This is a genomic window from Martinezella rhizogenes (genome assembly GCF_000799715.1).
Taxonomy (GTDB): Bacteria; Pseudomonadota; Alphaproteobacteria; order Rhizobiales; family Rhizobiaceae; genus Rhizobium; species Rhizobium rhizogenes_C.
Map to the genome: position 1 here is coordinate 1,045,529 of NZ_JUHG01000011.1, position 20,296 is coordinate 1,065,824.

The following is a 20,296-nucleotide window of genomic DNA, read 5'->3' on the forward strand; positions in this document are numbered from 1 at the left end:
TGAGGGTGTGGTGCGGATGGAACGTTTTGGACATGTTGCAACGTTTGTCGGACATCGATCACGAGATATGGGATCAGGCTGCAACTCCGGTCGCAGTGCCCGAACGCTTGCTCATCGTCAGCGATGCCTGGCATCCGCAGGTGAATGGCGTCGTGCGCTCGATCGAAAACACCAACCGCGAACTGGCGCGCATGGGCATTGAGGTCACCATGATCACACCGGAAGGCTTCCGCAACATCCCCTGCCCGACCTATCCGGAAATCCGCCTGTCGATCGCAAGCTATCGCAAGGTTGCCGCCAGGATCGAAGCGGCGCAGCCGACCTATGTGCATATCGCCACGGAAGGTCCGCTCGGACTGACGGCCAGGCGTTGGTGCCTGAAAAACGGCATGCCGTTTTCGACCAGCTATCACACCCGCTTTCCTGAATACGTCGCCGCCCGGCTGCCGATCCCGCAAAACTGGCTCTATGCCTTCGTCAAATGGTTCCACAATGCCGGCTTCGGCTGCATGGTTGCGACACCGAGCCTTGCTTATGAGCTCAAGCAGAAAGGCATCAGCAACCTGCTGCCTTGGAGCCGCGGTATCGACTCGACGCTGTTTCGCCCGCAGCCGCTGGAGGACACCCCCTTCGGCCTGCCCCGCCCGATCTTCATGACCGTTGGGCGCGTCGCTCTCGAAAAGAACCTGCCGGCTTTCCTCGATCTCGACCTGCCGGGCTCAAAGGTCGTCGTCGGCGACGGCCCGGCGCGCGCCGAGCTGCAGAAACTCTATCCGAAAGTGCATTTCCTCGGTTCGAAGTTTGGCGAGGCCCTGGCGCATGCCTATTCGCAGGCCGACGTCTTCGTCTTTCCGTCGAAGACCGACACATTCGGCAATGCCATCCTCGAAGCGCTGGCAAGCGGCGTCCCCGTCGCCGCCTATCCCGTCACCGGCCCCGCCGACATTCTTGGCGGCGATGAAGCGGCCGGCGTCGTCAATGATGACCTGAGGGAAGCCTGCCTAGCCGCCCTCTCCTCCTCCCGTGAGGCAGCGCGCGCACTCGCACTCAACTACTCCTGGGAAGCCGCTACGACGCAATTCATCGGCAACGTCCGCGTGGCCAACCATCGTGGCCGGATGTTGGTTCACAAACACTAGCTTCCTGCTATTCATCATCGAGCGGCGGCCATTGTTGCGCGCCGTGCAGGACACGGATCAGCTCGATATTGTCCTCGACCCGATAGACGACGAGAAACGACGTTCGCGTCACAACCAGCTCCCGCGTGCCCGGCAAACGGCGCTCGCGAAATTCAGCGACCATTTATCGAGAAATCGGGAACCATGCATGGCAGTCATGCATTTTTATGATTACGATTGTTTATCGCACGACTTAAATAGACTCCCTTACGGAGTGTTAGAGATGACCGACGATCTATTGAAATTGGATAACTTCATATGTTTCGCCCTCTATTCGGCGAACCATGCGATGAACCGGCTGTACAAGCCAATGCTCGACGAGCTGAACCTCACCTACCCGCAATATCTCGTCATGGTGACACTGTGGGAAGAGGATGGCCAGACGGTCGGCGGTATCGGCGAGAAGCTGTTTCTCGAATCAAGCACGCTGACGCCGCTGCTGAAGCGTCTCGAAGCCGCGGGCTTCATTCAGCGCACCCGCAGCAAGGAAGACGAACGACAGGTACTGATCCGCCTGACGAGTGAAGGGACGGCGCTGAAGACAAAAGCCGCCGCCATCCCCCCTTGCATCCTTGATGCGTCGAATACGACGGCAGCCGAGCTGACGCGGTTGAAGGCGGAAATCGTCACGCTGCGCGAAGCGCTAAACAAGGGCGCGGCCTGATCCCTCAGGCCGTCACCGCTTCTTCTTGGTCTCGTAGGGATTTTCCGACGTGCGAAAATGGATGCGGATCGGCACGCCCGGCATGGCGAAATCCGCACGCAGGCCGTTGATAAGATAGCGCACGTAGGATTCCGGCAGAGAATCCGAACGCGTGCAGGAAATCATGAAGGCCGGCGGACGTGCCTTGACCTGGGTCATGTATTTCAGCTTGATGCGCCGTCCGGAGACAGCGGGTGGCGGATGCTGAACCTGCTGCGTTTCCAGCCAGCGATTGAGCTTGGCGGTGGCGATGCGCTTGTTCCAGACCTTGTCGGTATCGACGATCGCCTGCATCAGCCGATCCAGACCGTCGCCAGTCTGGCCGGCAATCGGCACGGCACGGATGCCGCGAGCCTGCGGCAACAGCCGGTCGGTCTTTTCGCGAAGGTCGGCAAGCACGGCTTGGCGATCCTCGATCATGTCCCACTTGTTGAAGGCGATCACGGCGGCGCGGCCCTCGCGGATCACCAGATCGACGATCTGCAGATCCTGCTTCTCAAACGGAATGGTGGCGTCGAAAATGATGACCACGGTCTCGGCAAAACGGATAGCGCGCAACGTGTCGGCGACGGAGAGCTTTTCCAGCTTCTCGGTCACCCTGGCCTTGCGGCGCATGCCGGCGGTATCGAACATCTTCACGGTGCGGCCGCGCCAAGACCAGTCTACCGAGATGGAATCGCGCGTAATGCCGGCTTCCGGGCCGGTCAGCAGCCGGTCCTCGCCGAGAAAGCGATTGATCAGCGTCGACTTGCCGGCATTCGGGCGGCCAACGATGGCGACGCGCAGAGGCCGGGTCTCATCATAAACCGGCTCTTCTTCTTCGATCTCCTCGCCATCCTCGCCTGTGGGGGAACGCGGAATTCTGACATTCGTCTCTGCTTCGTCATCCCTCGGCGGGAAAGCCTGGTCATGGCCGATCGCCTCGACGATTGCGTCGCGCAGATCCATCATTCCCTGGCCATGTTCGGCCGAGATCGGGCAAGGATCGCCGAGGCCGAGCGTATAGGCATCGTAAAAGCCGCTATCAGAGCCGCGCGCTTCGGATTTGTTGGCGACCAGCACGACCGGGCGGCCGCGCTTGCGCAGCATTTCCGCCAGCGTCTTGTCGACATGGGTCAAGCCCATCTTGGCATCAACCACGAACAGCGTCAGGTCGGCCTCGTCGATCGCCAGCTCGGTCTGGGCGCGCATGCGGCCTTCGAGCGTCTCTTCGTCCGCTTCTTCGAGACCGGCGGTATCGACGATGCGGAAGCGGAGATCGATCAGCTTGGCCTCGCCGGGACGACGGTCCCGCGTGACGCCCGGCGTGTCATCGACAAGCGCCAGCTTCTTGCCAACCAGTCGGTTGAAAAGTGTGGACTTGCCAACATTCGGGCGACCGACGATCGCAACCGTGAAACTCATTTAATGATTTACCCTTCAGCCGTTTGCAGCCGGAGCCTTGCCGGATGCAGTGATGAGGTCAAGCAGCATTTGGGCGCGGTTGCCGACATTGCGCGGGCTCTGGGGATCGTCAACGATCGCCTGGAACCATTGCCTTGCCTTGGCGAAATCGCCTGCCTTGTAAGCGGCAAGGCCCAATACGTCGCGTGCTGAATGCCGGAACGTATTGGCGGGCACCGCCAGTTCCTGCGCCTCAGCCGCGACTTGATCATAGGTACCGGTGTCGACGAGCAGATAGGCCGCGCGCAGGCGAGCCGCATCCCGGATAACCGTCGGAAGAGCCGTCTCCTTGCCGATCGCCGAAAAAGCGGCAACGGCGCCGGCGGTATCGCCCTTCTGTGCCTGCAGCGTGGCGGCGCGCATGCGCGCCAGGAGCGGATAGGAACCACTGCCATCCTTCTCGATGGCGGCAAGGGCCGCCAGCGCCTCGTCGGTCTTGTTCTGATCGGCCAGCGTCAGCGCGGAAATGAACTGATCGCCGCTGTTGCCAGCCTGCTGACCAGACCAGTAGCGATAGCCGCTATAGGCGGCGGTGCCGACAACGACAAGCACGGCAGCGCCGATAATAACTCGGCCAAAACGGCGCCATACGAACCGCAATTGGTCCGAACGCAGTTCCTCGTTCACCTCGCGGATGAAGCTGTCGTCATTGAATGCCATTCTCGTCTCCGGCCCAGGCCAAATTATTCCAAAAGAGCTTATGGGTTAGAGCATGATGCCGAAAAGTGTGAGCGGTTTTCGGACGACATCATGCTCTACTCTCATGATGCTAGAGCGGATTCAGATTTTAGGTCTATTCGACCTAAAATCATCCGCTCTACTGGCGCCTTCTACCCCATTTTGCGGCTGTTGTAAGGGGGAATGGCAGAAATCGTCACATAACGAGCGGCGAAACCCCGATAATCCACGCATGCAGCTTCCAAATGATCAATCCCCAGGCGATCACGCCGATGACGATCGCATATAGATCGTATTTGGCCGACACGAACGGACGCAGCGTTATCTCGCCGGCGCGCTCGCGCTTCTTCAGTGAAATCCGGAGAATAACGCCCCAGGCGAGGAAGGCGGCAAACAGCAGCATGGCCGCGGCATCGCCATTAGACAGCAGATGCGCCAAAGCCCAGATCTTCACCGACAGCACCATTGGATGCTTCGTCCTGACTGCGATATGCCCCGCCGGCAACAGCGAGGCGACAAGACAGATCATCGCGAACAGCATCAACAGGATCGTGATGTGACTCATCCAGAACGGCGGCGACCAGATCGGGGTCATGTCGCGCGCCTGCCCGAACCCATAGATGAGAAGAATCAGCGTCAGGACGCTGGCAACCGAATAGCCGATCTTCCAGCCGGACTCGCCGAGGCTGGAGATCATCGAGCGGCGGAATTCCGGCGCGACGACGCGGATCAGGTGGAGACCGAGGAAGAGAACGATGCCGAGAATGAGCAATGACATGAGGAAATCCTGTTTTGCCGTTGTAACGACATCAGTATCGATTATGGCGAAAATTACCAGCGGCACCGTAGCTTTGCCGCATTTCCGGCAGAGGAAGCGACGGAACCGGGGCATAATCCCCAAACATATGTAGCGGCTTTCGGATGGAAGCGTGCTCGTTCAGATAATCGCGGTGCCCATGTTTCGTTTTGTCTCCTTTGCGTCCCTCGCCATTTCTCTGGCTCTGCCCGTTGCAGCGCAGGCCGATGAGAAGCCGAAGCAATTGGTGATAATCTCCTTCGACGGCGCGCATGACAACACGCTGTGGACGAAGAGCCGCGAGATCGCCTCGCGCAACGGCGCGCATTTCACTTACTTTCTCTCCTGCACCTTCCTGATGAACCGCGCCCAGGCGAAAGCCTATCAGGCGCCGGGGCAGCGGGCCGGAAAATCCAATGTCGGCTTTGCCAAGAGCGAAGACGACGTGCGGACCCGCATCGCCAATATCTGGGGCGCGCATCTGGAGGGCCACGATATTTCCAGCCATGCCTGCGGCCATTTCGACGGCAAGACGTGGAGTGCTGCCGACTGGAAGCAAGACTTCATGACCGCCCGCGTGGCGCTGCGCGACGCCTGGAAGAATGTCGGCCTGGCGGACAAGGAGCCACAGGGCTGGCAAGATTTCGCCACCAACGACGTCAAGGGTTTTCGCGCGCCCTATCTCTCCACCAGCGATGGGCTGGTGCCGGCGGAAAAGGCGATGGGCTTTCAGTATGACGCAAGCCTCGTCACCAAGGGTCCGGCGCTGCCGCAGGTGGTCGACAGCCTCTATCGCTTTGGCCTGCCGCTCATCCCCGAGGGCCCCGCCAACCGCCTAGTGATCGGAATGGACTACAACCTCTATGTCCGCCATTCCAAGGGCGTCGAGGACAAGGCCAATTCCAAAACCTATGAGGATCGCACGTTCGCAGCCTTCGAAGCCGCCTTCGACAAGCAGTATAATGGCGACCGCATCCCGCTACAGCTCGGCTTCCACTTTGTCGAAATGAACGACGGCGCCTATTGGCGAGCACTGGACCGCTTCGTCAGCGACGTCTGCCACAGGGACGGCGTCGCCTGCGTCAGCTATTCCGAGGCGATCCCGCTGATCGCAGCGCGGGGGAAACCGCAGCAGGGGTGAGGAGCGGTTCAGCGAAGCTGACGTAATCGACCCCGGCGGGTCGATTGCAGCGACGAACGCCCTGAGCCAAAGCGAAGGGCCGGTGGCGCGGCAAACGCAGAGCTTCTCTCGCCAGTCCAATTGCTCGATGAGACTGTGACCGACATGACGTTACGCGCCTTCATCGAGACATGAAAAAGGCCCCGTTTCCGAAGCCTCGTTTCATCAGCCGTCGGCGTGAACGACGCCGGCTTCACGCTCCAAATAACGCTGATCGATCGACGGCAATGGCTCGTCATCGATCGCTGCTTCGAAAGTTTTAAGACGTTTGTAGATCGACAGAAGCTCGATGATCGTCGTCCAGGAATTGACGAGATACTGGAACGAATTGCTGACCTGACCGAAGGCAGTCGCGATCTGCTGATATATGCCGTAAGTGATCGCGCCGGCGACGAAGGTCGGAACCAGCATAAACAGGACGAACATCGAGTCAGCCTGTAGATAGAAGTACCGGGCGACGTTGAAATAGACGTAGTGGAAGTAGATACGGTAGTAGTTCCGCCTCACATTTGCGAAAAGCTCTCCGACCGTCACGGGCTGCGCACGCTCGGCGTGATCCTCGCCATAAACGAGCTCCTTGCGGTACGCCGCTTCCACGCGTTGATTCTTGAAATTCAGACCGGGCAATTTGATGCCGGCAACGGCCAACAGCACCGTGCCGAAAATCGACCAGAACAGCGCCAGCCAGAAGAGCGCATGAGAAATCTTGCCGATGATTGGCAGTTCGGTGACATAGCTCGAAAGCGCGAGCAAGATCGGCAGAAATACGATCAGCGTCATCACCGAATTAATCAGGCTGATGCCCAATCCTTCGAGAACGTTGGAAAAGCGCATCGTATCTTCTTGAACGCGCTGGGAAGCGCCTTCGATGTGACGCAGCTTTTCCCATTTCGACATATAAAAGTTGTTCATCGCCGTGCGCCAGCGGAAGATATAGTGGCTTGTGAAGAAGTCCGTCAGGATCGAGACAAACATACTGAGGAAGGCGATCTGCGCGAAGATCGTCATCAGCGTGTAGAAACTCTCCACCGTGACGCCCGGTTGCTTCGTGAGCGCCGCTTGCAAAAGATCACCGAAGGGACGGCGAAAGTTGTTCACGACCACCGACACCTGAACGCCGAAATAAGTGACCAGAATAATCAGCGCGGAGCCCCAAATCGACCACAGCTTCCAAGGATTGTTCCGAGCGCGAACGTGCCATGCGCCGCAGAAGAGCGCGATGCACACAAGGAAAAAACCGTAAAACCACACGTTTCCCCATAGCAGGAAATAACTCAGATCGTATGGCTCTTGCCCTTCCCCCGGCATGACGAAACCTAAACGCGTCCCCAAGTTCGAAAAGAACGAATACCAGGCCGCGATACAGGCCAGCGTCCAGACCACCATTGAGGTAAAGAATAATTTCGGCTGAGGAAAGAATGAGTGAAACACGGGAAGCGCAGCTTTCTTGATTGGGTTTTCGAACCGCAATGACGTTTGTTAACGGCGAACCTAAGGCAGTTCGCTAGAAGCAGCAACCGGCCCAGCCTGTTTCTTACATAGATGTAATCGCTTATCCCACGATCGTGACGCGATTGTTCAGCCGGCCATAGGCAAATCCCCCGCTCCGCCGCACGCCCCACCCATCCCACTCAGCAAAAAATTCGCCGTCCCCTTGCAAGGCGTTATCTTACGATATATGTCTTACGACATGACTAACGATACAAAATCACATCACCCCAACAGGAGACACACGATGAAAGGCTTTAGAGATCACATGTTCGGCGGTAGCTTTGACACCGTCGAGACATATATCCTACGACATGGCGAACGCCGCGATTCCCGCGGCAGGCATGGGAGAGAGTTCATGAGAGGCTTCAAGGGCGGCATGTTCGGCGGCGGGTTTCGAACCGGCCGGAAATTCGACGCCGCCGATCTGCAGCTCATCATCCTCGCTTTGCTTTCCGAGCAGCCGCGCCATGGCTATGAACTGATCAAGACATTGGAAGAGCGCTCCGGCGGCTTCTATGTGCCGAGCCCGGGCGTCATCTACCCCGCCCTCACCTACCTCGAAGAAACCGGCCTTGCCGAAGTCGAGGCCAGCGGCACGAAGAAACTCTACCGCATCACCGAGAGCGGTCAGAAGCGGGTCGAAGAGAACCGCGAACTGGTCGAGGCAACGCTCGCCAAGCTTGGTGCCATCGGCGAGAGAATGGCGCATGTCAAACGCGCGTTTGACGGCGAGAACAACGGCGACGAAGGTCGTGACGGCCCGTTCGGCCGCGAGGCCGGCGAGGTTCACCGCGCCCGCCACCTGCTGCACGCAGCACTGCGGTCGAAGCACCCTTGGAGCAAGGCCGAAGGCGCACGCATCGCGGCGATCCTCGAGCGGGCAGCCGCCGACATCATCCGTGGCGAGACGAAGACGGAAGATTGAGCAATTCCAGGAAAAGCGCGTGGCGGTTTTCCATCAGGAATAGCATTGAGACAAAAGGCTGGAGCGCTGAAACGCTTCAGCCTTTTAGCTATCCGCCAACGTCAGGATCACCGGCCCGTTGCGGGTGGCAACGACGGTATGTTCGAACTGGACCGTCGGCGCGCGCGGATCGCCATACAGCGTCCAGGCATCGTCGCCGCCTTCCGCCCAGGTGGCGCCAAGCGACAAAAACGGCTCGACGGTGAACACCAGGCCGTCCTGCATGATCCGCGTTTCGTCTGGGTCGGCCCAGGTGGAAACCTCCGCCGGCTCCTCATGCAGCGAACGGCCAATGCCGTGGCTGGCGAGATTGGCGACCAGCGTATAGCGGTTCTTCTGCGCGAAAGCGCCGACGGCGTGGCCGATCTTGGAGAAAGGCGCGCCGCTGCGCACCTGGTTCAGGCCGACCCACAGCGCCCGCTTGCCGTCACGGCAAAGACGCTCGATCTTCGGCTTCACCGGCGGCACCGCAAAGGACGAGCCAGTGTCGGAAAAGAACCCGTCCTTCTCGGCGGAAACATCGAGATTGACGAGATCACCGGCCTGGATCACCCGCGGGCCGGGAATGCCGTGCGCCACTTCCTCGTTGACGCTGATGCAAGTGGCGCCCGGAAACCGATAGACAAGTTCCGGCGCGGAACGCGCGCCGGCGTCTTCCAGCACCTTTCGGCCGATGGCATCGAGTTCCAACGTGGTGATACCCGGCTCCAGCGCCGCCGCCATCGCCTGCAGCGCATTGGCGCAGATGCGACCGATCTCTTTCAGCTTGGTCAATTCGTCGTCGTTCGAGATGATCATTCGCGGCTTCCGGCTGGCTCGTATCCCCACCTTCCCAAGGCGAAGGCTCAAGCAGTCGCTTTCGCCTCTCCGACCTGTTCAGTCAATGCCTTTCTGACGAGCGGCGCGACTTTCGTGCCGTAGAGCTCTATGCCGCGCATAATCTGATCATGCGGCATCGTGCCGATCGCCATCTGCAGCAGGAAGCGGTCGTTCTTGAACAGCTCGTGATGCGCGACGATCTTCTCGGCCACGGTTTCGGGATCACCAACGAAGAGCGCGCCGTTCGGCCCGCGCGACTGATCGAACTGTGCCCGGCTTGTCGGTCCCCAGCCACGTTCGCGGCCGATGCGGTTCATCACCTCGGCCTGCGGGCCGTAGAACTGATCGGCGGCGGCCTCGGTCGTATCGGCGACGAAGCCGTGGACATTGATGCTGGTCTTCAGCTTGGCCTGATCCTGATCGGCACGGCGGGCAGCCTCGCGGTAGAGATCGACGAGCGGCGCAAACCGGCGCGGCTCGCCGCCGATGATGGCAATCGCCATCGGCAGGCCCAACGCACCGGCGCGCGCCACCGATTGGGGCGTGCCGCCGACCGCGATCCAGATCGGCAACGGATCCTGCAGTGGCCGGGGATAGACCCCTTGCCCGTTGATCGGCGCACGCATCTCGCCAGTCCAGTTCACCTGTTCGCCATCGCGGATCGCCAGCAGCAAATCGAGCTTTTCCTCGAAGAGCTGGTCGTAATCCTCAAGATTGTAGCCGAATAGCGGGAAGGACTCGATGAACGAGCCTCGCCCCGCCATGATCTCGGCGCGGCCGTTGGAAATGAGGTCGAGCGTTGCGAACTGCTGGAAGACGCGCACAGGATCGTCCGAACTCAGCACCGTCACGGCGCTGGTCAGCCGGATAGTCTTCGTCTTCGCGGCAGCGGCGGCAAGCGCCACGGCGGGAGCCGAGGCCGCATAGTCCGGGCGATGATGCTCGCCAAGCCCGAAGACATCGAGACCGACCTGATCGGCCAGCTCGATTTCCTCAATGAGATTGTTCAGACGCCGCGCCGCCTCCGCGCCCTTGTTGAGGGTGGGATCGGGATTGACGTCGGCGAATGTATAAAGGCCAAGTTCCATGGTGAAATATCCATCTGTTGTTGATGGACCAAATGGGAAGGCGGCGTTGCAATCGCAAATGTGAATTATCGAACGGTTTGTTCGATAATGTTGATAGCGACCCCTAATAGGAATCCGAAATCAACGTCTTCCGTGTCGCTCCGGAATCCGCCTCCGAAGCGCCTCATGTAGCAGATCAGAGCCGTGGATCGTCGGCCAGCAACGCCCAGCGCTCATGATCGCACCAGGCGCCGCCGATCTTCAGATATTGCGGTGAGAATCCCTCCATGCGAAACCCGAGCCTCTGCACGAGCGCGATGGAGGCCTGGTTTGCAGGCTGGATATTGGCTTCCAGCCGATGCAGGCCGACGGTATCGAATGCATGGACGATTGCCAGACGCAATGCCTCGGTCATGAAACCCCGGCCGGCAAAACCCACCATGCCGTGATAGCCGAGAAAGGCGCTGCGGAAACCGCCCCAGACCATCTGGCTGATATTGACCACCCCGACGATGCCGCCCGAACTGGTGTCGCGCGCCACCAAGCCGATATTGGGTCCGGTCACGGTCTGCCCGAACCAGGCATCGAAGCCGTCGCGATCGACGAAGGGAAAGGCCCAGGGCGCATGATAGGCGCGGCTCGCAATATTGGCCGTGATCAGATCTTCGGCATCCGATTGCCTGACTGGCGCTATGGTGACGTGCAGCATGGCTCGCTCCTCTCGTTCATGCGGGAGCGAGCCTTAGCAAATCGAATCCGAAATCAACAGCTTCAGCGCTGGAACGGAATCATTTTCCGAACCGCCTCATAGCGAAGATAAAGTCCGCCCCAGGCGATGATGCCGAGATAAGGGCCGAACAGCAGGTGCGAAAATACCGGGCTGCCGACCCTTAAATGTGTCGCCATCGCTCCGCCTAGCAGGCCGGTGAGAAGGATGGCCCCGAGGACAGACGTCGCCGGGATGGCATAGAGGACCGCACAGACAAGCGTGATGACGCCAAGCAGCCGCGCGAGCGCCGGATCACCGGAATAGCCGAGCGCCGTCATCGTCTCGGTGACGACAGGCAGAGGCATGAGCTTGATTGCGCCGTCGAAAACGAGAAACGCAACGATCAAGCCGTTGAGGATCATGCCGGCCACGCGCTGCGCTCGCGAACCGGATGGTGAATCTGTTACATAGGACATGGATGTATCCCCCGGATTGGAATGAGCAATTCAGATCTTGGCCGCCAGCGCCGCGAGTTGGTCGGTGCATTGACCCCAACCCTCATGAAAGCCCATCTTCTCATGCGCTTCGCGGTCTTCCGCCGTCCAATGCAGGACTGTTGCGGTGTAGCGCGTCTTGCCGCCGCCGAGATCTTCAAGCTGAATGATCACCACCATGAAGGGTTTGGCTGATGGCACCCAGGCACTGGTGAAGGCGTCGGTGAAGACGATCCGCTCGTTCGGGACGACCTCGAGATAGACGCCGACATTCGGATAGTCCTCGCCTTCAGGGCTGCGCATGGTGACCGAGCTGGTGCCGCCGGCGCGGACGTCGAGTTCGGCAACCGATGTCGTCCAGGGCAGCGGCGAGAACCATTGTTTCAGCAGGTTCGCCTCCGTCCAGCAGCGAAAGATCGTCTCGCGCGGCGCGTTGATGATGCGGGTCAGCGAAAGCGCGTGGCGGGCGGTCTGTTCAGTCATGGTCCTATCTCTCTCCAGCGTAAATCGGCCCTATCGGCCTATGTTCCAAGGACGCTTGCCGCCATCTCATTCCGACAGGGGATGAGAAAATTCGTCGATTATTTTGCGATTGCCGGAGCCATTGTGCTCAAACGGTCGAGCTGGTGGCGGATATGCTCGGCCTCCGCCGGCGAGCGGGCAAGCGCGATGGCACGGTCGAAGGCGGAACGCGCCTCCCGCGCCCGATGCAATTGCATGAGCAGGCCACCCCTCAACCCGTGAAAATAGAAATAGCTGTCGAGTGGGTCCGCCAAAGTCTCCACCAGGGCCAAAGCCACCTCCGGCCCCTTGAGCTTCGCGACGGCGACGGCACGGTTCAGCGTGACGACCGGCGACGGATGCACCCGCTCCAGTGTTTGGTAGAGCAGATCGATTTCCGCCCAATCCGTATCCCCGGCCTGCTTGGCCCTCGAATGAAGTGCTGCGATCGCCGCCTGAAGCTGATAGGGTCCGGGACGGCGATGGCGGATCGCCTTGTCGAGCAGCGCCAGCGCCTCGTCGATGAGCATGTGGTTCCAGAGCGACCGGTCCTGATCTTCCAGCAACACGATCTGGCCGCTCGCATCGAAGCGCGCCGCCTGACGCGATTGCTGCAACAGCATCAGCGCCAGCAACCCCATGATTTCGGGTTCGGTCGGAAAGATGCGCAAAAGCAGCCGGCCGAGCCGGATCGCCTCATCGGCAAAGGCGGAGGCTTCGCGGCCCGGCCCGCCGGCGGAATAGCCCTCGTTGAAGATGAGATAGATCATGGCGCTGACAAGCGCCACGCGTTCCGCCCGCTCGACGGCGCCCGGCGTCTCGAACGGCACGCCGGCCGCGGCCACGCGTGCCTTGGCGCGGGTGATGCGCTGCTCCATGGCGCTGTCGCTGACCAGAAAAGCGCGGGCGATCTGCGCCACCGAAAGGCCGGAGACGACACGCAGCGCCAGAGCGATCTGCTGCGTCGCCGGCAAATCCGGATGACAGCAGATGAACAACAGCCGCAGGATGTCGTCGCGATAGTTCGATCCGTCGAGCCGCTCGGCGAGATCGCTTTCGGCGTCACCGGTATCCGAGATAACCTCCTCGTCCGGCAGTGCCTGCGTCTTCGCCTGTTTGCGCACAGCATCGATGGCGCTGTTGCGTCCAACGAAGATCAACCATGCCACGGGATCGCGCGGCGGCCCCTTGTCCGGCCATGTCTTCAGGGCCCTGAGGCAAGCCTCCTGAAACGCCTCTTCGGCGATATCGAGATTGCGGAAATAGCGAAGCAGCGCGCCAACCACCTGCGGCCGGGCATTGGTGAACGCGATATCGATCCAGGCTATGTCGGTCATGTCGCGATCATCCCCGGTCTGAAGACGTAAAGCGGACGGATCTCATAGGAACCGGCACCCGGATTGGCGATCGCCAGTTTCTTTGAAAATTCAATTGCTTCATCGAGAGAGTCAAAGTCGATCACGTAGAATCCGAGGAGTTGCTCCTTCGTCTCGGCGAAGGGACCGTCGATGACGAACGGTTCGTTCCTGCCCTTGCGCAGCGTCGTTGCCGCCGTCGTCGGCATCAGCCGGGCAACCGGACCAAGCTTGCCTGCCTCGCTAAGCGGCGCCTGGACCGCCAGCAACCGCTCCATCGTCGCCTGCTCTTCCTCTTTGGACCAGGCAAACACGGTATCTTCGTCGTTGTAGCACAGGATGGCATACAGCATGCGGGTCTCCTTCTCCCATAAAGACGAGGGAGTATCGCCTTCTCCGACAGGTCGCGTCAAAAAATTATCGTTGGAGGACGCTACGCGCCACGCCGGATCGTCAGCGTCCCTGCTTTTGCATCCAGCACAGCAACAGTACCGATCAGAGCGCTGACAGGGCTACGCCCATGCCCCAGCGGCAAACCACCAAGGACCGGCACGCCGAGCACATCAAGATGTTCACGCAGAATATCGATGACCGAGAAACGGAGATCGAATTCGAAATCGGTGAACTGGCCGACCGCGACGCCTGCCAGGCCATCCAGATGCCCAGCCTTGCGCAGCATCGTCATTTGCCGGTCCACCTGCCCACGATATAGGCCGATAGCTTCGAGCAACAGGATCGCCCCATGCAAATCCGGTAACGCCCAACCGGCTGCCGTCGCAACCATATCGAGGTTGCCGCCGATCAATCGCCCGGTCACTGTACCGCTTGTCGTAAGCGCCGACGTCGGCTCCTCCAGACGGGATCGGATGACGATATCATCCGTCGTCGTCAACGCCCGGCGAAGGGCGCTGCTGGTCTCCGCACTGACATCCTCTTCTCCTGGGCCGGCAAAAAACGCGCCATGAATGCCGATCAGGCGGCAATGCTTCAGGAGACTGAGATGCAAGGCCGTGATATCGCTGAAACCGATCAGAAACTTCGGATCGCGCCGGGCCGCCGCGAAATCCAGCCGATCGGCGATCCGGTACGATCCCTTGCCGCCACGCGTGGTGAAGATAGCCCGAACCTCGGGATCGCGAAGCGCGACATTGAGATCGACCAACCGCTCCTCATCGGTCCCGGCAAGATAATCGCGCTTGTGAAAGGCATGCTCACCGAAATCGACACGGAGCCCCCAGCCTTGCAATGTTTCGGCGTTCCGGAGAACCCTATCCCTGTCGGGTGGGCTGGCGGGAGAGACAAAACGGATCCTGTCGCTCGGCCGCAATGGCGGCGGCGTCAAAACCTGATCGATCTCTGCATGATCCAGTGATTCCATGTCGCGATTTTGGCATGAAACCATGACATGCGTCAGCCTTGGATCGAATGACTAAGCAGCCGCCTCGATTGAGACCGGAACTCCCCTCATCAGAGAATTGCCGACCATGCATCTCGCCTTGGCGCGATCGATCACGAGCTGCGGATCGGAACCATCGAGCGTTTCGCACGACACAGTCATCGTCGCAGCCTTCGCGAACGACAGATCGTCTTCTAATTCCACATGCACGGAAATCGAGATCTTTCCCAATCCGATGCCCATATCGGCCGCGACATAGTGCAGGTCGTTGCAGAAGCATCCGCCGACCGCCAGTCCCAGCAACTGGGCACCGTTGAAGCCAAGCCCTTGACCACCGGCGCGGCCCTGCGGACGATCAACGACGACGGTGTGGCCGCCGGCCCACCCCATCGCCGCCTGCGTATCCTCGACATTGCGTAGTTCAACGATTACGGAAACCATGACTGCCCCCATTCGTCCAAAGACGAATGATTCGCAGTCAACGGAGCGACGGAGTCAAGACCACAGCCGGTTTTGAAACCGACCGCGCAGCCTTTGCCTGGGCTTCCGACATCTGCCGGGCGCGGGCCTTGCCTTCCCAGAGCGGCAAGCCGAGGGACTGCGCTACGGCCGGGTCGGCGGTGAAAACCGGATAGCCTCGCTCCATCAGCCGCAACAGGATTTCCCTGTCCTTGCGAATGTGCAGCCGGGCCAGATTTTCCTGATTGTAGATATGGCCGCCGGAATCGGGATTGATGCCGGTGATGATCACGGCGGTGGCGCCGTTATGGAGCGCGAAAAGCACGGCGTTGATGCCGTTCGAACATTTGTCGTCGGCGCCCAGTTCGCTGCATTGTAGGCCGCCCACTCGATCAAGAAGCGCCATGCGCCGATAGCGATCGACGATTTCGAGATTGTCGTATCGATAGTTGAAGGCTTTCAGCCCGTCCTCGAGCCGCTTGCGACCGTCGCGCCAGAGCAGGATGTACAGCATCTTTGCCCGCTCGCCATTCAGCACGCGCCGGACTTCGACGGCATTGGTGTTCGTTCCCTCGATCTGATTGAACTGCACCAGCGCAACATCGGGCGCCTCGATGCCCCACGCCTTGGTAACAACCTGAGAGCCATTGATGGTGATCACCCGGAAGCTCTCGTCGAAATCCGCGGGCTTATGCGACACCGGTGCCGATCCGACCACGACAACGGGTCCGGAGAATGGTTCGCACAGCGCGGGAGGCTTCGGCCGGAGAAGCCGATATTTCAAGCGCCGATAAAGATGCTTTTTCAGTTCCGTAAATTTAGCAGTCATGCCCCGCCCTAAGACCCCCGAAGGCGTTCACCGAAAGATAGTCGAACCCACCGAAAGCGATCCCCGCAACAAGATGTCGCCAGGCCGCTCGTAGCATCGACTATCGCTGCTTCGAGTTGCATTAGGAAAATAAAGAAATCTTACACGATCAAATTTTCGGTGAGCTGTGCATAATTCAGCGGCCTTATCCCGCGCTCAAGGTCCGCCGCACCGCGTCTTTCCAACCCTTGAGCTTCCCGCTCCGCGTTTTCTCGTCCATCGCGGGTTCGAACCGCTGGTCGCGGGCCCAGGCCTTGGCAAAGCCCTCGCGGTCCGGCCAGACACCGGCGCGGCTGCCGGCGAGCCAGGCGGCGCCAAGCGCCGTGGTTTCCAGGATAGTGGGGCGGTCGACGGGGGCATCGAGCAGGTCGGCAAGCCGCTGCATCGTCCAGTCGGAAGCGACCATGCCGCCATCGACGCGCAGCACCGTCTCCTTGCCATTGCCGTTGCGCCAATCCTTATGCATGGCGTCCAGCAGGTCGCGCGACTGGTAGCAGACGGCTTCCAGCGCGGCGCGGACGATCTCTTCCGGGCCGGTATTACGCGTTAGTCCGAAGATCGCGCCGCGCGCATCCGGATCCCAATGCGGCGCACCAAGGCCGGTGAAGGCCGGCACCAGATAGACCTCCTGCAACGGATCGGCTTTTTCCGCCAATTCGCCGGAATCGGCAGCGCGCTTGATCACCTTCAAACCGTCGCGCAGCCATTGCACGGCCGCCCCGGCAATGAAGATCGAACCTTCCAGCGCATAGGTCGTCTCGCCGTCCAGCCGGTACGCAATCGTGGTCAGCAGCCGGTTTTTCGAGCGAACGATATCCGTACCGGTATTGAGCAACGCGAAGCAGCCGGTGCCGTAGGTGGATTTCATCATGCCGCGCTCGAAGCAGGCCTGGCCGATGGTGGCAGCCTGCTGATCGCCGGCAACGCCGAGGATGGGAATGGAAGCGCCGAAAAGCGAGGCATCGGTGACACCGAAATCGGCGGCGCAATCCTTCACTTCCGGCAGCATGGCGGCGGGCACCCGCAGGATCTCAAGCAGATCCTCGTCCCACTCGTTGCTGGCGATATTGTACATCAGCGTCCGCGAAGCATTGGTCGCGTCGGTGACGAAGCTCTTGCCGCCGGTCAGCCGCCAGATCAGGAACGTGTCGATGGTGCCGAAGCAGAGCTCGCCCTTGGCGGCACGCGTACGCGCGCCCTTCACATTGGCCAGCATCCAGGAAAGCTTGGTGCCGGAGAAATAAGGGTCAAGCAGCAGGCCTGTGCGGCGGGTGAAGAGCTTCTCCAGATCCTGCCGCTTCAGCTTGTCGCAATAGCTGGCGGTGCGGCGGTCCTGCCAGACGATGGCATTGTGGATCGGCTTGCCGGTCTCACGGTCCCACACCACAACAGTTTCGCGCTGGTTAGTGATGCCGACGGCGGCGATGTCCTTTGCCGTGATGCCGGCCGCCGTGATGGCCTTGCCGACGGTGAACAGCACGGACGCCCAGATTTCCTCCGGATCGTGCTCGACCCATCCCGGTTTCGGGTAGTGCTGCGTGAACTCCTTCTGCCCGACGCCGACAATCTTCATATTGCCGTCGAAAACGATCGCCCGTGTCGAGGTCGTTCCCTGGTCGATCGCCAAGACATAGCCGTCCATGCAGTCCTCCCAATAATTCTGTCTTTGAAACAACAGATACGACAGCAAAACGAATGTGAAAAGAAAGCAAAACGAAATTTTTGTCGAAAACGCCCCGTTCTCGCTCGCGAATATATGAAGCCAGCTGTCGCAAAAGAGTCTTGCAGCGATGCGATTGCCATATTCGCGGGTTTGGGACTAACCTCAAGCCGCTATTGCGCTGCACCAAGATGCCGCGCGTCCAAGGAGAAGATCATGGCAAGAACAGTCGTTGTCACCGGGTCTACAAGCGGTATCGGCCTCGCCATCGCGACCGCCTTCGCCGCGAAGGGTGAAAACATCGTCATCAACGGTTTCGGCAAGCCGGAAGAGATTGATGCCATCAGAAGCACGCTCGAAGCGTCGGGCGGCGGTAAAGTGATCTACCATCCGGCCGACATGACCAAGCCCGCCGAGATCGCCGACCTGATCGCGACCGCCAATTCGACCTTCGGCAGCGTCGACGTCCTGGTCAACAATGCCGGCATCCAGCATGTCGAGAAGATTGAGGATTTCCCGATCGAGAAATGGGACCAGATCATCGCCATCAACCTGTCGAGCTCGTTCCACACCATTCGCGCGGCCGTGCCGCTGATGAAGGCGAAGAAATACGGCCGCATCATCAACATCGCGTCAGCCCACGCCCTCGTCGCCTCGCCGTTCAAATCCGCCTATGTCGCGGCAAAACATGGTATATTGGGCCTGACCAAGACGGTGGCGCTCGAGCTTGCCGAATTCGGCGTCACGGCCAATGCCATTTGCCCGGGCTATGTTCTGACCCCGCTCGTCGAAAAGCAGATCCCGGACACGGCCAAGGCGCGAGGGATGACCGAGGAGCAGGTCAAGAACGAGGTGATCCTCAAGGCGCAGCCGACGCATGAATTCGTCAAGGCCGAGGAGATCGGCGCATTATCGCTCTATCTTGCCAGCGACGAAGCGCGCCAGATCACCGGCACACACGTCTCGATTGACGGTGGCTGGACCGCGGAATAACGATAGACGGTTAGGGCCGGATGCGTTGGACGCATCCGGCCTTGAAAGACACAATAATCGGGAACGACATGAACGACAGCATCCGCTTTATCCTCAACGGTGAGGATATCTCACTTTCCAACCTGCGCCCCACCGAGACGCTCCTCGATTTCCTGCGTCTCAACCGGCATCTGACGGGCACGAAGGAGGGGTGCGCGGAGGGCGATTGCGGCGCCTGCACGGTTCTGGTCGGTCGGCTGATCGACGGCGGACTTCACTATGAGTCGGTCAACGCCTGCATCCGTTTCGTCGGCTCCCTGCATGCAACCCATGTCGTCACCGTCGAGCATCTGGCCGCCAGGGATGGCACGCTGCATCCGGTACAGCAGGCGATGGTCGACTGTCACGGCTCGCAATGCGGCTTCTGCACGCCGGGCTTCGTCATGTCGCTCTACGGCCTGTGGCTGACAACTGAAAAGCCAAGCCGGGCGCAGATCGAAAAGAGCCTGCAGGGCAATCTCTGTCGCTGCACCGGCTACGAACCGATCGTGAAAGCCGCCGAACAGGTGAGCCAGAAACGCCCGAGCGCCCTGTTCGATCCGCTGGAAAAGACCAGATCCGACATTGTCGCCCGCCTCTGGGCCATGCAGGGCGGCGACACCATTAGCATCTCCTCCTCCGACGGAGACCGCCTGATCGTGCCGGGTTCGGTTTCGGCGCTTGCACAGGTGCTCGCCGACGAGCCGAAGGCGACTGTCGTTGCCGGCTCCACCGATGTCGGCCTCTGGGTCACCAAGCAGATGCGCAAGCTCGACCCGGTCGTCTTCATCAACCACCTGACCGACTTGCAGAAAATCACCATCGAGGACACCGGCCTCAGCATCGGCGCCGGCGTCACCTACAGCCGCGCCTTCGCCGCCATTGCCGAAAAAATCCCGGCATTCGCGAGCCTGATCAACCGCATCGGCGGCGAGCAGGTGCGTAACATGGGCACGATCGGCGGCAACATCGCCAACGGCTCACCGATCGGCGACACGCCGCCGCCGCTGATCGCGCTCGGCGCCACCGTCAAGCTGCGTTCGGTTGCCGGCAGCCGTACGCTGCCTTTGGAAGATTTCTTCATCGACTACGGCAAGCAGGACCGTAATCCCGGCGAATTCGTCGAAGGCATCTTCGTGCCCTTCCCTGCCGAAGATATCCATTTCGCCGTCTACAAGATCTCCAAACGCCGCGACGAGGATATTTCGGCACTCTGCGGCGCCTTCCATCTGGCACTGAACGAGGCCGGCGATGTCGCCGATATCCGCATCGCCTTCGGCGGCATGGCCGGCACACCGAAGCGCGCCCGCACGGTCGAGGCCGAGCTGGTCGGCAAGCCCTGGACAGAGGCGACGGTTACCGCCGCGCGGCCCGCCTTCGATGCCGACTACTCGCCGCTCACCGACTGGCGCGCCACCGCCGAATACCGGCAACTGACCGCCAAGAACCTGCTGATCCGCTTCTATCTCGAAACAGCGGGTGCGCCGCAGGAATTGAAGCGTTTTGCGACGGTGGAGGCGTAAT

Annotated in this window: 22 protein-coding genes; 6 read left to right on the top strand and 16 right to left on the bottom strand. The window is 60.3% G+C overall.

Going from position 1 to position 20,296, the window contains the following annotated elements; translation table 11 throughout:
• The first annotated feature begins 32 nt into the window (after positions 1 to 32).
• Positions 33 to 1,139 (top strand): glycosyltransferase family 4 protein, encoded by a 1,107-nt coding sequence (locus tag EX00_RS08965; protein WP_047456456.1) that lies wholly within the window; start codon positions 33 to 35, stop codon positions 1,137 to 1,139.
• Between the two features lie 7 nt (positions 1,140 to 1,146).
• Here EX00_RS08965 and EX00_RS30765 read toward each other — a convergent pair whose 3' ends face one another.
• The gene (locus EX00_RS30765; RefSeq protein ID WP_080761219.1) at positions 1,147 to 1,302 is read right to left on the bottom strand and encodes a type II toxin-antitoxin system RelE/ParE family toxin; all 156 of its coding nucleotides are present in this window, start codon (positions 1,300 to 1,302) and stop codon (positions 1,147 to 1,149) included.
• A 99-nt stretch (positions 1,303 to 1,401) separates the two neighbouring features.
• Here EX00_RS30765 and EX00_RS08970 point away from each other — a divergent pair, with 99 nt between their 5' ends.
• Positions 1,402 to 1,842, top strand: a complete 441-nt coding sequence (locus tag EX00_RS08970; RefSeq protein WP_047456458.1) for a MarR family winged helix-turn-helix transcriptional regulator — start codon at positions 1,402 to 1,404, stop codon at positions 1,840 to 1,842.
• Between the two features lie 12 nt (positions 1,843 to 1,854).
• On the opposite strand, the gene der is transcribed toward EX00_RS08970, so the two are convergent.
• The 3 genes from der to EX00_RS08985 all read right to left on the bottom strand — a co-directional run bounded on the left by der (position 1,855) and on the right by EX00_RS08985 (position 4,780).
• The gene (gene der / locus EX00_RS08975; RefSeq protein ID WP_047456459.1) at positions 1,855 to 3,285 is read right to left on the bottom strand and encodes a ribosome biogenesis GTPase Der; all 1,431 of its coding nucleotides are present in this window, start codon (positions 3,283 to 3,285) and stop codon (positions 1,855 to 1,857) included.
• Between the two features lie 15 nt (positions 3,286 to 3,300).
• Positions 3,301 to 3,984: a tetratricopeptide repeat protein gene (locus EX00_RS08980; RefSeq protein ID WP_047456461.1), complete on the bottom strand. Its 684-nt coding sequence runs from the start codon at positions 3,982 to 3,984 to the stop codon at positions 3,301 to 3,303.
• A 214-nt stretch (positions 3,985 to 4,198) separates the two neighbouring features.
• Positions 4,199 to 4,780: an NnrU family protein gene (locus EX00_RS08985; RefSeq protein WP_047457617.1), complete on the bottom strand. Its 582-nt coding sequence runs from the start codon at positions 4,778 to 4,780 to the stop codon at positions 4,199 to 4,201.
• Positions 4,781 to 4,958: 178 nt separating this feature from the next.
• Here EX00_RS08985 and EX00_RS08990 point away from each other — a divergent pair, with 178 nt between their 5' ends.
• Positions 4,959 to 5,939, top strand: coding sequence for a polysaccharide deacetylase family protein (locus EX00_RS08990; RefSeq protein ID WP_047456463.1), 981 nt, complete (start codon positions 4,959 to 4,961; stop codon positions 5,937 to 5,939).
• A 204-nt stretch (positions 5,940 to 6,143) separates the two neighbouring features.
• Here the strand turns inward: EX00_RS08990 and sbmA are convergent, their stop codons facing one another.
• Complete coding sequence (gene sbmA / locus EX00_RS08995) at positions 6,144 to 7,409, bottom strand: peptide antibiotic transporter SbmA (protein WP_047457620.1); 1,266 nt, start codon at positions 7,407 to 7,409, stop codon at positions 6,144 to 6,146.
• A gap of 415 nt (positions 7,410 to 7,824) precedes the next feature.
• On the opposite strand from sbmA, the gene EX00_RS09000 reads away from it, so the two are divergent.
• Positions 7,825 to 8,394: a PadR family transcriptional regulator gene (locus EX00_RS09000; RefSeq protein WP_047457622.1), complete on the top strand. Its 570-nt coding sequence runs from the start codon at positions 7,825 to 7,827 to the stop codon at positions 8,392 to 8,394.
• A gap of 84 nt (positions 8,395 to 8,478) precedes the next feature.
• On the opposite strand, the gene map is transcribed toward EX00_RS09000, so the two are convergent.
• From map to glpK, 11 genes are all read right to left on the bottom strand, one after another.
• A complete protein-coding gene (gene map, locus EX00_RS09005) occupies positions 8,479 to 9,231 on the bottom strand; it encodes a type I methionyl aminopeptidase (RefSeq protein WP_047456465.1) in 753 nt (250 codons plus the stop codon).
• Positions 9,232 to 9,278: 47 nt separating this feature from the next.
• On the bottom strand, positions 9,279 to 10,340 hold the full coding sequence (locus EX00_RS09010; RefSeq protein WP_047456467.1) for an LLM class flavin-dependent oxidoreductase: 1,062 nt from the start codon (positions 10,338 to 10,340) through the stop codon (positions 9,279 to 9,281).
• Positions 10,341 to 10,515: 175 nt separating this feature from the next.
• Entirely contained in the window at positions 10,516 to 11,028 is a 513-nt protein-coding gene (locus tag EX00_RS09015; protein ID WP_047456469.1) for a GNAT family N-acetyltransferase, read from the bottom strand.
• Positions 11,029 to 11,090: 62 nt separating this feature from the next.
• Positions 11,091 to 11,504, bottom strand: coding sequence for a DoxX family protein (locus tag EX00_RS09020; protein WP_052210692.1), 414 nt, complete (start codon positions 11,502 to 11,504; stop codon positions 11,091 to 11,093).
• Between the two features lie 30 nt (positions 11,505 to 11,534).
• Positions 11,535 to 12,005 (bottom strand): SRPBCC family protein, encoded by a 471-nt coding sequence (locus EX00_RS09025; RefSeq protein ID WP_047456471.1) that lies wholly within the window; start codon positions 12,003 to 12,005, stop codon positions 11,535 to 11,537.
• A gap of 98 nt (positions 12,006 to 12,103) precedes the next feature.
• Positions 12,104 to 13,360, bottom strand: a complete 1,257-nt coding sequence (locus EX00_RS09030; RefSeq protein ID WP_047456473.1) for an RNA polymerase sigma factor — start codon at positions 13,358 to 13,360, stop codon at positions 12,104 to 12,106.
• Positions 13,357 to 13,731 (bottom strand): YciI family protein, encoded by a 375-nt coding sequence (locus EX00_RS09035; RefSeq protein WP_047456475.1) that lies wholly within the window; start codon positions 13,729 to 13,731, stop codon positions 13,357 to 13,359. Before EX00_RS09035 ends, EX00_RS09030 begins: the two co-directional genes overlap by 4 nt.
• 80 nt (positions 13,732 to 13,811) lie before the next feature.
• Positions 13,812 to 14,756 carry a S66 peptidase family protein gene (locus EX00_RS09040; protein WP_047457628.1) on the bottom strand — a complete coding sequence of 315 codons (945 nt, stop codon included), beginning with the start codon at positions 14,754 to 14,756 and terminating at the stop codon, positions 13,812 to 13,814.
• A 51-nt stretch (positions 14,757 to 14,807) separates the two neighbouring features.
• The gene (locus EX00_RS09045) at positions 14,808 to 15,215 is read right to left on the bottom strand and encodes an OsmC family protein (protein ID WP_047456477.1); all 408 of its coding nucleotides are present in this window, start codon (positions 15,213 to 15,215) and stop codon (positions 14,808 to 14,810) included.
• A gap of 37 nt (positions 15,216 to 15,252) precedes the next feature.
• Entirely contained in the window at positions 15,253 to 16,062 is an 810-nt protein-coding gene (locus EX00_RS09050; protein WP_047456480.1) for a hypothetical protein, read from the bottom strand.
• Positions 16,063 to 16,246: 184 nt separating this feature from the next.
• Positions 16,247 to 17,743 (bottom strand): glycerol kinase GlpK, encoded by a 1,497-nt coding sequence (gene glpK / locus EX00_RS09055; protein ID WP_047456482.1) that lies wholly within the window; start codon positions 17,741 to 17,743, stop codon positions 16,247 to 16,249.
• 234 nt (positions 17,744 to 17,977) lie between these two features.
• On the opposite strand from glpK, the gene EX00_RS09060 reads away from it, so the two are divergent.
• Positions 17,978 to 18,754 (top strand): 3-hydroxybutyrate dehydrogenase, encoded by a 777-nt coding sequence (locus tag EX00_RS09060; protein WP_047456484.1) that lies wholly within the window; start codon positions 17,978 to 17,980, stop codon positions 18,752 to 18,754.
• Between the two features lie 68 nt (positions 18,755 to 18,822).
• Positions 18,823 to 20,295, top strand: a complete 1,473-nt coding sequence (gene xdhA, locus EX00_RS09065) for a xanthine dehydrogenase small subunit (protein ID WP_047457631.1) — start codon at positions 18,823 to 18,825, stop codon at positions 20,293 to 20,295.
• Position 20,296: the final 1 nt, after the last annotated feature.

Coding starts and splice junctions, on each gene's coding strand:
- EX00_RS08990 (WP_047456463.1), top strand. CDS start 4,959: ATGTTTCGTTTTGTCTCCTTTGCGTCCCTCGCCATTTCTCTGGCTCTG.
- der (WP_047456459.1), bottom strand. CDS start 3,285: ATGAGTTTCACGGTTGCGATCGTCGGTCGCCCGAATGTTGGCAAGTCC.
- EX00_RS09045 (WP_047456477.1), bottom strand. CDS start 15,215: ATGGTTTCCGTAATCGTTGAACTACGCAATGTCGAGGATACGCAGGCG.
- EX00_RS09060 (WP_047456484.1), top strand. CDS start 17,978: ATGGCAAGAACAGTCGTTGTCACCGGGTCTACAAGCGGTATCGGCCTC.
- EX00_RS09050 (WP_047456480.1), bottom strand. CDS start 16,062: ATGACTGCTAAATTTACGGAACTGAAAAAGCATCTTTATCGGCGCTTG.
- EX00_RS09040 (WP_047457628.1), bottom strand. CDS start 14,756: ATGGAATCACTGGATCATGCAGAGATCGATCAGGTTTTGACGCCGCCG.
- EX00_RS09015 (WP_047456469.1), bottom strand. CDS start 11,028: ATGCTGCACGTCACCATAGCGCCAGTCAGGCAATCGGATGCCGAAGAT.
- map (WP_047456465.1), bottom strand. CDS start 9,231: ATGATCATCTCGAACGACGACGAATTGACCAAGCTGAAAGAGATCGGT.
- EX00_RS09025 (WP_047456471.1), bottom strand. CDS start 12,005: ATGACTGAACAGACCGCCCGCCACGCGCTTTCGCTGACCCGCATCATC.
- EX00_RS09030 (WP_047456473.1), bottom strand. CDS start 13,360: ATGACCGACATAGCCTGGATCGATATCGCGTTCACCAATGCCCGGCCG.
- EX00_RS08970 (WP_047456458.1), top strand. CDS start 1,402: ATGACCGACGATCTATTGAAATTGGATAACTTCATATGTTTCGCCCTC.
- xdhA (WP_047457631.1), top strand. CDS start 18,823: ATGAACGACAGCATCCGCTTTATCCTCAACGGTGAGGATATCTCACTT.
- EX00_RS09010 (WP_047456467.1), bottom strand. CDS start 10,340: ATGGAACTTGGCCTTTATACATTCGCCGACGTCAATCCCGATCCCACC.
- glpK (WP_047456482.1), bottom strand. CDS start 17,743: ATGGACGGCTATGTCTTGGCGATCGACCAGGGAACGACCTCGACACGG.
- EX00_RS09035 (WP_047456475.1), bottom strand. CDS start 13,731: ATGCTGTATGCCATCCTGTGCTACAACGACGAAGATACCGTGTTTGCC.
- EX00_RS09020 (WP_052210692.1), bottom strand. CDS start 11,504: ATGTCCTATGTAACAGATTCACCATCCGGTTCGCGAGCGCAGCGCGTG.
- EX00_RS08985 (WP_047457617.1), bottom strand. CDS start 4,780: ATGTCATTGCTCATTCTCGGCATCGTTCTCTTCCTCGGTCTCCACCTG.
- EX00_RS09000 (WP_047457622.1), top strand. CDS start 7,825: ATGAGAGGCTTCAAGGGCGGCATGTTCGGCGGCGGGTTTCGAACCGGC.
- EX00_RS08965 (WP_047456456.1), top strand. CDS start 33: ATGTTGCAACGTTTGTCGGACATCGATCACGAGATATGGGATCAGGCT.
- EX00_RS08980 (WP_047456461.1), bottom strand. CDS start 3,984: ATGGCATTCAATGACGACAGCTTCATCCGCGAGGTGAACGAGGAACTG.
- EX00_RS30765 (WP_080761219.1), bottom strand. CDS start 1,302: ATGGTCGCTGAATTTCGCGAGCGCCGTTTGCCGGGCACGCGGGAGCTG.